At 38.8% G+C, this 12,246-nt stretch carries 9 protein-coding genes; 6 read left to right on the top strand and 3 right to left on the bottom strand.

Annotation, left to right across the window (positions count from 1 at the left end):
- Positions 1-780, top strand: a 780-nt coding sequence (locus tag OQZ33_RS11060; RefSeq protein ID WP_265799087.1) for a group II intron maturase-specific domain-containing protein, incomplete at its 5' end; no start/stop codon positions are given.
- Between the two features lie 379 nt (positions 781-1,159).
- Positions 1,160-1,606 (top strand): KTSC domain-containing protein, encoded by a 447-nt coding sequence (locus OQZ33_RS11055; protein ID WP_265799086.1) that lies wholly within the window; start codon positions 1,160-1,162, stop codon positions 1,604-1,606.
- 191 nt (positions 1,607-1,797) lie between these two features.
- Here the strand turns inward: OQZ33_RS11055 and OQZ33_RS11050 are convergent, their stop codons facing one another.
- The 3 genes from OQZ33_RS11050 to OQZ33_RS11040 form a co-directional block, all read right to left on the bottom strand.
- A complete protein-coding gene (locus OQZ33_RS11050; protein ID WP_265799085.1) occupies positions 1,798-2,292 on the bottom strand; it encodes an SRPBCC family protein in 495 nt (164 codons plus the stop codon).
- A 3-nt stretch (positions 2,293-2,295) separates the two neighbouring features.
- Positions 2,296-3,405, bottom strand: coding sequence for a lactonase family protein (locus OQZ33_RS11045; protein WP_265799084.1), 1,110 nt, complete (start codon positions 3,403-3,405; stop codon positions 2,296-2,298).
- A 138-nt stretch (positions 3,406-3,543) separates the two neighbouring features.
- Positions 3,544-5,133, bottom strand: coding sequence for a pseudouridine synthase (locus OQZ33_RS11040; RefSeq protein WP_265799083.1), 1,590 nt, complete (start codon positions 5,131-5,133; stop codon positions 3,544-3,546).
- Between the two features lie 265 nt (positions 5,134-5,398).
- Between OQZ33_RS11040 and OQZ33_RS11035 the strand changes: the two genes are divergently transcribed.
- The 4 genes from OQZ33_RS11035 (at position 5,399) to uvrA (ending at position 12,239) form a co-directional block, all read left to right on the top strand.
- On the top strand, positions 5,399-6,181 hold the full coding sequence (locus tag OQZ33_RS11035) for a lytic transglycosylase domain-containing protein (protein ID WP_265799082.1): 783 nt from the start codon (positions 5,399-5,401) through the stop codon (positions 6,179-6,181).
- Between the two features lie 307 nt (positions 6,182-6,488).
- Positions 6,489-7,532 carry a ferredoxin--NADP reductase gene (locus tag OQZ33_RS11030; protein WP_265799081.1) on the top strand — a complete coding sequence of 348 codons (1,044 nt, stop codon included), beginning with the start codon at positions 6,489-6,491 and terminating at the stop codon, positions 7,530-7,532.
- A 758-nt stretch (positions 7,533-8,290) separates the two neighbouring features.
- Entirely contained in the window at positions 8,291-9,199 is a 909-nt protein-coding gene (locus OQZ33_RS11025) for a hypothetical protein (protein WP_265799080.1), read from the top strand.
- Positions 9,200-9,311: 112 nt separating this feature from the next.
- A complete protein-coding gene (uvrA, locus tag OQZ33_RS11020) occupies positions 9,312-12,239 on the top strand; it encodes an excinuclease ABC subunit UvrA (protein ID WP_265799079.1) in 2,928 nt (975 codons plus the stop codon).
- Positions 12,240-12,246: the final 7 nt, after the last annotated feature.

Raw genomic sequence — 12,246 nt, 5'->3', positions numbered from 1 at the left:
ATTCGTCTTTATTTGAGTGTGGGGATCATGGAGAATGGATTGGTCAGCCCAAGAAAAGAAGGAACGCCACAAGGCAGTCCATTAAGTCCGTTACTATTAAATGTTATCCTTCACGAACTCGATGTTAAGCTCGAAGAGCGTGGGCACAGGTTCGTGCGATATGCTGATGATTGCAGTATCTATCTAAGAAGCAGGAAATCAGCACACCGGGTAATGAGAAGTATTTCAGTATATCTGGAAGACTGCCTGAAACTGAAGGTTAACAGGGAGAAAAGTAAGGTTAGCAGGCCAAGCCAAAGTAGTCTGCTCGGGTTTTCATTCTATGGTAGCAAAGCGGGATGGAAGATGCGAATTTCATCCAAATCTCTAAGAGCGATCAAGGAGAAAATCCGGGAGCAAACTAAACGTAGCCAACCAGTTCCATTCCAGGAAAGAATATTGACGCTTAAGGAAATCATTCATGGTTGGGTTAATTATTTCTCTATTGCAGAAGCAAAGAGTCATATGACCAGACTGGACGAGTTGATGAGGACCAGACTGCGGATTGTTCTTTGGAAGCAATGGAAGAGTATAACGGGCAGAGCGCGGAATTTAATGAAGATGGGGTTGGTAAAATCAAGGGCCTATCAATTGGCCAATACCCGTAAGGGGTACTGTAGGACTGCAAACAGCCCGATATTACTTACAACCCTTGACAAGAAGTTCTTTTTGAGGCATGGACTTGATGGATTTACCAATTATTACTATTGGAAAACGACACACCAAACGAAGTTATTCTAACAAACCGCCGTATACCGAACGGTACGTACGGTGGTGTGAGGAGACAGCAGGGAAACTAATTCCCTGCTTCTTACTCGATTTTATCAGGTTTCGACTTATGAGGTTTAGGCGAAATTTGGGCTTGCAAAACTTCGTTAGTCTTATTGATTTTTTGGGAAAACTGTTGAAGTTTTTCTGCGCTACAGGCCTTTAAGACTTCGGTAGTTGACCGACTTACGGAGTTTTGCTGCCTGTCTTTCCTTTCCAACTGACTGGACTTAATTAAATTAAACTTTCTCAAAATCAAACGATTATAAATTGTATCTTTGCGCCTTCGAAATCATCGATCACACAAAAATGAACATTGATTTCTTGAAAAACTAAAAATAGGTTAGCATAAATGAAAAAAATAGTTGATTACAGAAAGCTTTTGAACGTAGATAAAGAGGCTGAATTAAAGGATCTTAAATCGATATACCGTACGTTAATGAAAGATTGTCACCCAGACAAATTTCAGCAAGAAGAAGAGAAATTAGATGCAGAAGCAAGAAGTAAGGAGATTATCGAAGCTTACCACTTTTTAGTAAGTATTGCACCAGAAACCCGTGAGCAAAATATAGAAACCTATACGCAAACTACAACTTTATCAAACATTCAGGGTTTTGAATACAAGCAACAAGTATTAAACATTCAGTTTTACGATGGCAGTGCTTACGAATATTTTGATGTGCCAAAAGCAATCTATGTTAAATTAGTTAACGCAGATTCTCCAGGTCGCTTTGCCCGTAGACATATTTTTAATGAATACCCTTATCGTAATGTTGCAAGGGTAGCAGAACCTGCGTAATTTTAAATAAAAATATAAATGAAAGACTTGCTTGGCAGGTCTTTTTTTTTGTTTGTAGCAAATTTTCACAAAAACTGCTATTCCGTCGTTTTCTAAAACGGTCGTCATTGCGAGTCACGAAGCAATCTCTTTCGTAATAGATTGCTTCGTGACTCGCAATGACGAATTTATTTACGGAAATGATTAGAAATCTAATTATTCAGCATTGGTTTAAAGCGATTGTCTTTATTGCGCAGATCTAAGCCACCCTCGTAAACCGATTTCAAATTTACTAAGTAAAAACTCCAGCCGCCGTGGCAGCCAATCCGAATATTTCGCTTTGATTGATCATCGGTTGGGATATTTTTTTGGGTGAGTTCAACTATTACGTATTCGTGCTCCTCCCGTAGGAGAACATCTACTACACAATCGCCAGCAAAGGTGAATTGAAAATGATTTTTACCATTTGCTTGAGTTATTCGTCCATGCTCAACATCATCATACAAATACCAGATCCATTGGTACAAATCACCCTTAAGTACGTTTTGCGATTTGCTCAACTGCACATGGTTCTCGTCAGAAAATTGCGAACTGCTTAAGAACCATTTTTCAATTTCTTCTGCCTTGGTCCAGGCGTCATAGATACCCTCCAACTTTCCTTTGATAGCGATCTTCAAAGTAAAGCTGGTCCAGTAGAAATTTTCCATTTTTTAATTAAAGACAAGACAAACAGGCGCACCCACGTCAATTCGTTTACCACTATCGGTAAGCTTTCCAGTGGTTTTATTCCGGTTAAAAACGACAATGTTATTGGTGTATTGATGGCCAATTAATAAGTACTTGCCACTTGGATCTATGGTGAAATTTCGTGGTCCTTTACCTAATGTACTCACTGTCTCTATAAATTTGAGTTTACCTGTTGGGAGGATTGAAAATGCAGAAATGCTGTTTGCATCGCCACGGTTAGTTTCGTAAAGGAATTTTCCATCTGCAGAAACGTGGATATCAGCCGCATCGACTGACCCTGAAAAGTTTTTAGGCGTGGTTCCGATTTCCTGTAGCTTAGTTAGGTTTCCGTTCAAATAGCTAAAAGCAGTTATGCTTCCATTAAACTCATGTACGAGGTAGGCAAACTTTCCATTAGGAGTAAAAGTGATGTGTCTTGGCCCGGTTCCGGCATTTGTTTTTAACACCTTTTTTTCGGTAAGGGTTTTATCTTTGCCTGTCGGATTATAATTGTAAATATAAATCTGGTCTTCTCCCAAGTCATTAACGACAAGATGTTTTTTGTCAGGCGTAAATTTCACCATGTGAACATGAGCACTTTTTTGTCTGCCTTTCGGATCGATGCTTTTTCCGGTATGCTGAATCACATGGCTGGCTTCGTTTAAAGAGCCATCAGCATTGCGTGGAAAAACCGCTAAACTACCGCCACTATAATTTGCTACAATTACATTTTTATTATCAACAGTAACGAAACAAGGATCGGCACCATGACTATCAACTTTATTTAAAAAACTTAATAATCCGGTTTTTTGATCATAACTAAATGCGCTAACCGTGCTGGTATTTCCAGTTTCATTTACGGCGTAAACGAAATTATTATCGGGCGAAACTGCCAGATAGCTTGGATTGGCAATCCCTTTTGCAATCAGCTTTAAATTCGATGCTGCGGTAGCAGTATTAAAGTTGTAGGTATAAATCCCTTCGCTTTTGCCGGGAGCAGTGTATGTGCCGACCAGCAGATTGTAATTGGTTTTCTGTGCAAAAGCAATGGTTGATAGAAGTGACATTAAAAATATGATGATGTTTTGTTTCATGATGATAACTGTTATAGAAACAAATATGGCGAAAAAAAAGTTTGCTGCAATTTTAAGCAAGGGGGTTAGTGATTTAAAAAATCCTCAGTAACGAGTTTTACTCAAACAAAAAGGCAATCTTTCGATTGCCTTTGAATGTTATTTGATTAAATGTTTGATCTGGATTAACTCATGATCTTCCAGGTATCTCCATCTTCCCCGAGGTAAATCTTTTTTAGTTAAGTTGCCATAAACTACGCGATCTAATTTCTCAACGCTATAACCCAGGTGTTCGAAAATACGACGAACAATTCTGTTTTTACCGCTGTGAATTTGAATACCGATTTCTTTTTTGGTTCCACCAGCAACGTACGAGATATTGTCTGGTTTAATCAAACCATCCTCAAGCTCTAAACCGAAAGCGATTTTATTCAAATCTCCCTGAGATAATGATTTGTCTAACTCAACATTGTAAATTTTGGTGATGCCATTTTTCGGGTGCGATAATTTATCCGCTAAATCACCATCATTTGTCATCAACAATAAACCAGTTGTGTTACGATCTAAGCGGCCAACTGGGTAAATGCGCTCACGACTAGCTTTATCAACTAATTGCATTACGGTACGGCGCTCCTGAGGATCATCGGTTGTTGTGATGTAATCCTTCGGCTTGTTTAACAACACATAAACTTTTTTCTCCCGCTTAAGTAATTCGCCATTGTAACGAATTAAATCTTTTGCCGGATCAACTTTATGGCCTAATTCTGTAACTGCTTCGCCATTTACTGTTACTACGCCTGCAGCAATTAACTCATCAGCTTTACGGCGAGAGCAAATGCCTGCGTTTGAAATATATCTATTAAGGCGAATAAGGCCTTTGTCTTCGTTTGTTTTGCGTGCAGGTGCAATCACCGTTCTTTCCGGACGGTTGAACTCTGTATCTCTAGGTTGCGGTTCTTCGCGTTTTCTAAACGGACGAGAATCGCCTTCTCTTGCTTCCCTTGGTTTTACATCTCTTGAACTTCCAGCACTTGGTCTGAATCCATCAGATTTGCCTTTGGATTTGAAATCCTTGTAACCACCTTCTCTTGGTTTGAAATCTCTTGATCCAACATCTTTCGATTTGAAATCGCGTTCACCGGTTCTTGGTTTATAATCTCTCGGTCCGCCTTCTCTTGGTTTGAAGTCACGGTCGCCAGTTCTCGGTTTAAAATCTCTCGAATCTCCATCCTTAGATTTGAAATCACGCTCTCCTGTTCTTGGTTTATAATCTCTTGAGCCACCTTCTCTTGATTTAAAATCTCTATCTCCAGTTCTTGGTTTGTAATCTCTTGATCCACCTTCTCTCGGCTTGAAGTCGCGATCGCCGCTTCTTGATTTGTAATCCCTCGACCCACCATCTTTTGATTTATAGCTACGTTCTTCTGATCTTGCTCCAGAATCTTTCGATTTGAATTCACGATCGCCGAATTTAAAACTTTGTGGTTCCGAATCTTTCGATTTGAAATCGCGGCTTCCTGATCTAGGTTTGAAATCTTTTTTGTCTCCGAATGATTTTGATTTGAAATCTTTATTGTCTGAGCTTCTAGGTCTGAAGTTATCTCTTGAATCGGATGATTTTTTGAATTTACTGTCTTTGTCGTCTGACTTTCTTCTATCAGATCCGGCGTCATTGCTTCTGCCTTCTGTTCTCCGGTTTCCCGATTTGGACTTGTCATCCCGACTGTTCCTGTTGTCTTTATTTATCATGATACGCTTTTAGCCGCATCCTAAAATGCGGGCTGCAAATTTATGAAAAATTGATGAACATTACAATTGTTGAGCAGCGAAAATTTTGATCAAAAAATAGCCTCTAAAATAGAAAAAAGCATCGAAAAATCAAAATTTAAAATCCACGTTTAAAGCACTTTAGGCGCAGATTTTGGGTAGTATTTCTGTAACTATTTGATAATGTGGTTATTATTTTTTAGCTTTGCCGACGTTTTTATATAAGTTCACCAAAAAAAGGAGGAAGATGTTAAAGAAACACAGCGTACCATTTGCGGTAGTGGCAACACTATTTATCTTGGCAAAAGTGTTCACTTACCAAATGCCCTTAGTACCAAAAAGTCTTTCAAAAGAAGCAAATTTAAACACTACAATAACAAAAACTGACAGCGTAAAAGTTGTAGAGGTAGCCAAACCTCAGTCGTTAATGGCTCAGTTAAACTTCGCGGATGAAACCTTGCCATTAGGCGATAAAAAGGTAGAGAGAAAAATGAAAAAAATTCTTGCCGCACACAATTTCAAGCATATGCAAACAAATGTTTTGCATCAAAAAGCAGCCAAATGGTTCCCGGTAATTGAACCAATTCTTGCTGCTTACGGAATCCCTAACGATTTCAAGTATTTAGCGCTGGTTGAATCTGGAACGGCTATGGGCGTTTCGCCAAAAGGTGCTGCCGGTATTTGGCAATTTATGCCTGGTACAGCCCGTACTTACGGCCTAAAGGTAAACAGCAGTGTTGATGAACGCTACAATTTGCGAAAATCTACAGTTGCTGCCTGTAAATACATTAAAGAAATGTATAGAGGTTTAGAGAGCTGGACTTTAGTTGCTGCAGCCTATAACGTAGGCGATGGCCGCTTGCGTAAGCAGATCAATAATCAAAATCAAGACAATTATTACAAAATGAAGTTAAACCGCGAAACCGGTGGCTACGTTTATAAAGTAATTTCGATGAAGCAGATTATGGAACATCCGAAACGCTACGGATACAAAAAAGAGCGAGTATTATTGGCCTACAACGGCGAATAACATTATTAAGGTAAAAACAAAGCATTTGGTAAGGCGTCCGGATTTAATTCTGGACGCTTTTTTTATGCAAATGATTTCATTTTTGGCTATACATTAATAGAATTCTTTCTTAAATAGGCGATGATCATTTTTTTTCTAAGTCTTCCAGCTTTAGTCTCTGTGCTTTTAAATTTCATCCAGTTGTTTTTTGGCCGCAGATTAACAGATTCTTTTTTAATTAATGATGGGAGATCTTGCGCCCATTCTTAGGGTATTAATCTTTGCTCCTTGTTCTTTAATCCTTGTTCCTTTATCTTTGATCCTAACTATGTTCAAACTTCGCATTAACAATATCATCAATCAACCCGGAGATAACATTACATTCCAATTTGAGGATGTAGAAGGCAGTTATCCGAAATATCTTGCTGGTCAGTTTGTGTCCTTGATTTTTGAAGGTAAAAACAGAGAAGTACGTCGGTCGTATTCATTCAACAGCTCACCAGATGTAGATGAGCCGCTTGCCATTACCGTTAAGCGGGTAGAGAATGGAGAGATTTCCAGGTTTTTGCACCATAAAACAGCGCTGAATGATATTCTTTATGCACAAGAACCCCAGGGTTTGTTTAGTTATTTGCCTGAGGAGCAATTAAAAAGAGATCTGTTTCTTTTTGCAGCCGGAGTTGGCATTACGCCACTTTTCTCCATCTTAAAAACCGCTTTGGTAAGAGAGAAGAATTCCTTGATTACTTTAATATATAGTAACCGATCAAAAGAAGATGCGCTATTTTACGATGAACTTAACGAGTGGCAGCAAAAATATCCCGAAAGATTAAAAATTGTTTGGGTATTTAGCAATAGCAAAAACCTGATGACTGCCCGTTTGAACAAATTTTATATCGAAAAGTTACTCAAAGAACATTTGCACTTCAAAAGAGAGGATGCTTTATTCTATACTTGCGGGCCAATTATTTATATGGACTTGTGTAGAATTACTTTGTTAGGGATGGGTTTTGATTTCAAGCAGATTAAAAGAGAAACTTTTGTATTGCCGGAAGATGAAGTAGATGAAGATGATAGTACAGAGAAAGTGGTTGATAAAAATACCTACTCTGTGATTTTAAATTTTCAGGGTACACGTTACAACCTCGATATTCCATGGCCAAAGCGAATTTTAGATGTGGCCCTGGAAAATAAAATTAAACTACCTTACAGTTGTCGCGGCGGCGTTTGCAGTACTTGCGTAGCCAACTGCACCAAAGGCAATGTTCGTATGGATTACAACGAAGTGCTAACTGATGAAGAGATTGAGCAGGGTAGGGTTTTGGTGTGTACCGGTCGACCGACAGAAAATGGAACGACGATAGAGTGGTAGGGATGGGACTTTCTTAATGTAACGTTATAATGCTCGGAGGTGTGGGAGTGAGTTAAATTACTAGAAGCATGGAGAGCTTGAAGAAAAGATTTTCGGACTTTATCAAATCATTGTTACCTATAGTTTTATTACGCTGTTCAGTTTTTTCTTGCAAGAAATAGTAGTCCGAATGTCAGAGGTGCAATTATAAAATATAAAAGCCCTGAGATGTATGTCCAATTATGATACTTGGAGATTGTCCTTGTCTGCCGATGTCTATAAGCAATTAGCCCCATAAAAATTGGTGCTACAAGAGTTAAATACAAACTCCCTACAGAAGCCATTCCTGACCATTTCCAAAGTAATGTCGTAGGTACAACAAGTAAAAGTCCTCCATAAGTTACAAAAACTATAAGTAGTTCTGGTATCGGGGCATTCAATATCTCTTCATTTTTTATCTGCCTAGTTAGCATCAAAAAATATAAAAGTACTATTAACGGGAGAATGACATGGATTACCAGCACTATAATTATCTCCTTAGTTGTCATTGGTTATAGTTAGCTTGTTGGTAAAGTTGCAGTCAACCGCTAGCTTTACGCAACCCATTTCGTTTTAAACATCTTTAAGCGAATATAAGAGTTTGACTCAACTATTAACTCCTTTAAAACCCGTTGCCCAAAAACCAAGAGTCAAAAACCGACGTTTATTGATTGATGAAAAAACATTTTCTTTATTTTATTTTTTTTAATCTTTCCTGCCTATTTGCTTTTGCGCAAAGTATGGATAAAGATTCCCTCTCCATCAAAAGAGAAGTTGCAAATAAACAATACGTAAATCTATACAAAGAAAACGCCGATTTTTCCTACACTTCTCCTGCAGGCGAACTCGGTGCACCATCAAAATATGTAATCAATGGCAGGTTAACTACAACTTATATGCTTTTGGGCAGTTATAAATCGCCAATAGCGTTCGCAATTATTCCCGATTTTACCGTAAGGGTTAGGAATGAATTTTCTGCGGGGGTTCGAACGCCGAGTTATCGATTAGGGTTTGCTGCTTATGCTCGCTTAAATACCAATCCTGGAAATTACAAGTATGCAGAGATGGCGTTTACCCACCATTCTAATGGGCAAGATCAAGAGGCGATCAGTCCAGATGGAACGGTCAACACCCTCACCGGGAATTTTAATGCCAACTATTTAACCGCATCATATCGATTTGGTCATCTTATTCCAGGCCGCACCGATGAAAGTTATTATTCCATTAACCATCGCGTAGGCTTGCAATGGCATAAATTCTTTAGATATGAACCTGCTCTGGATTTGGGTTTTGGCTTTACAAGGATTATCTACAATTTCTCCCTACGGAAATACGATGACATTGAAAAAAAATCCAGAAACAAAGCGAATGTTAAAACCGAGAAGGAAACCTGGCGTTTAAATAGTGAGATTTCTTACGCAGTGAATAAAATTCCATCGAAAAGTTTAATGAATTTACAAAAGCGGTTAAATGGTGAGGTTAACTTCAATTACAGTTTTCCGTTTATGAATAATGTGTTTCTGATGGCTGCCGTTGGTTATTATGGAGAAGATAATTATAACATTTACTTCCAGGATCACTATGGCTATTTGCGTTTCGGTTTTTCGTCAGGTTTTTTGCGAAACAGGAGTAAACATTATGACAATTAATCCTTAATACAGATTGGTTTAGACTTTCTTTTTGATAAAATTTTTAGCATTTTTGCGGATTGAAATTTAGTGTCTTTTAAGCCTGAATTTCATCCCAACTTTTGAACAAAATATGAGCAATAAATCTGTCGACCTCGGCGAGCAAAAAGATGTAGAAGTATATGGTGCGAGGGTACATAATTTAAAAAATATAGATGTAAGTTTCCCCCGAAACCAATTGGTAGTGATTACCGGTTTAAGTGGAAGCGGGAAATCATCCTTAGCTTTTGATACCATTTACGCAGAAGGACAGCGCCGCTACATGGAAACATTTAGTGCTTACAGTCGCCAGTTTATGGGTGGTATGGAACGCCCTGATGTAGACAAGGTATCTGGTTTAAGTCCGGTGATTGCCATTGAACAAAAAACTACTAGTAAAAATCCACGCTCTACCGTTGGAACTATCACTGAGATTTATGATTTTATGCGTTTGCTGTACGCCCGTGTAGCCGATGCTTACTCTTACAATACAGGTGAGAAAATGGAACGCATGAGCGAAGATCAGATTCTGCAAAACATCTTCAATAAATTTGATGGGAGTGCCGTAAACATTCTGGCGCCTGTGGTTAAGGGTAGAAAAGGCCATTACCGTGAGCTTTTTGAACAAATCCGTAAACAAGGTTATGTTAAAGTTCGCGTTGATGGAGAAATCAAAGATATTACGGCGAAAATGCAAGTCGATCGTTATAAAATCCACGATATTGAAGTGGTCATTGATCGTTTAATTGTTGATGATAAAGACAAGAAGCGTCTTTTGGATTCGGTTCAAACGGCCATGAAAATGGGTAAAGGCGTCATTAAAATCAGTGATAAGGATAATAATGTCGCTCACTTCAGCAAATTCCTGATGTGCCCAACTACTGGGATTTCTTATGATGAGCCTCAGCCGAATAGTTTTTCGTTTAACTCGCCTTATGGTGCTTGCGAACGTTGTGATGGTTTGGGATATATCTTCGTGGTGGATAAGGAATCGGTTATGCCAAATCCAAAATTGAGCATTTTAAATGGTGGTTTGGCTCCACTCGGCGAATATCGCGATATCTGGATGTTCCAGGTATTAAAAGCCTTAGCAAAAAAATACAGTTTCTCTTTATCTACACCGATTGATAAACTGAGTGATGAGGTGATCAGTATTATTTTAAATGGTTCTCATGATCTGATCAAAGTTGAAGTAGAATATAACAAATGGAATGTTCAGAATTATAACATCACTTTCGATGGTATAATTAAAATGTTAGAGGAGCAGAACGAGAAGCGAAGCGAATCTGCATCTGATGATATGGATGCTTTCCGGAAATTAAAAACTTGTCCGGAGTGCCATGGTGCTCGTTTGAAAAAGGAAAGTTTACATTTCAAGGTTGATGGCAAAAATATTTTCGAGCTTGCTTCAATGGATATTAATAATCTTCATGCCTGGTTTGAGCATGTTGATGAACGTCTTTCTGATCGTCAGAATATTATCGCAAAAGAAATTTTAAAAGAGATAAAAGCACGAATTGGTTTCTTAACCGATGTTGGTCTAACTTATCTAACGTTAGATCGTACTGCCCGTACGCTTTCTGGTGGAGAAGCACAGCGTATCCGTTTGGCTACTCAAATCGGTTCGCAACTAATGAATGTAATGTACATTCTGGATGAGCCAAGTATCGGTTTACACCAGCGAGATAACGAGCGCCTGATTAATGCTTTAAAAAATCTTCGTGATTTGGGAAATACCGTTTTGGTTGTTGAACACGACAAGGATATGATTTTGGAAGCCGATTGGGTGATTGATGTTGGGCCAGGAGCAGGAATTCATGGCGGAACAGTAGTTGCTGAAGGAACTGCGAAAGAAATTTTAAAATCGAAAACCTTAACCGCCGCATACTTAAATGGCGAGAAAAAAATTGAGACGCCGAAGGTTCGTAGAAAAGGGAATGGACACAAACTTTCCATTATTAAAGCTACAGGCCATAACCTGAAAGAAGTTTCCGTAGATTTTCCTTTGGGTAAATTTATTGCTGTAACCGGGGTTTCAGGATCAGGGAAGTCGAGTTTGATTACAGAAACGTTGTATCCTATTCTAAATCACCATTTTTTTAGAGCGAAGAAAACACCGCTTCCATACGAAAAAATTACTGGATTGAAAGAAATAGATAAGGTGATTGAAATTGATCAGGCCCCAATCGGGAGGACGCCACGTTCAAATCCATCCACTTATACTGGTGTTTTTTCGGATATCAGAAATCTGTTTGTACAACTTCCTGAAGCTAAAATTCGGGGTTATAAACCTGGCCGTTTCTCTTTTAACGTAAAAGGAGGAAGATGCGAAACCTGCCAGGGCGCTGGATTGAAGGTAATCGAGATGAACTTTTTGCCAGATGTTCAGGTTCCTTGCGAAGAATGTGGAGGAAAACGCTACAATAGAGAAACATTAGAGGTTCGTTTCCGTGGAAAATCCATTAGTGATGTGTTGGACATGAGTATTGAAGACGCCTGCGTGTTTTTCGAAAATATTCCGATCATTTATCGTAAAATCAAAACCCTTAAGGATGTTGGCTTGGGTTATATCACTTTAGGACAATCATCGGTTACTTTATCTGGTGGTGAAGCACAGCGGGTTAAATTGGCTACTGAACTTTCGAAAAAAGACACTGGGAAAACATTTTATATTCTGGATGAACCAACTACCGGACTTCATTTTGAAGATATCAATGTGCTTTTGGGAGTGCTTCAAGAGCTTGTAGATAAAGGCAATACCATTTTAGTAATTGAACATAACCTGGATGTGGTTAAGGTGGCCGATTGGGTAATCGATTTAGGAGAAGAAGGCGGAGCCGGAGGAGGAAGAATCCTTTTCGAGGGTACGCCTGAAGGTTTGATCCAAAACCCGATTAGCTTGACCGGAAAATTTTTGAAAAAGGAAATGGAGTGGGAGTTTGAAAAGCAGTCTGAAGTCGTGAGTCCAAAGTCCGAAGTCAAACAAAAGAAGGTCATCAAAAAAGTTAAGCAAAAAGATTAGGCTTTTG

Source organism: Pedobacter sp. MC2016-05 (assembly GCF_026239735.1).
In the GTDB taxonomy this organism is placed as follows: Bacteria; Bacteroidota; Bacteroidia; order Sphingobacteriales; family Sphingobacteriaceae; genus Pedobacter.
Note: the sequence above shows the minus strand (reverse complement) of the source record. Positions and strands in the feature narration are given on the sequence as shown.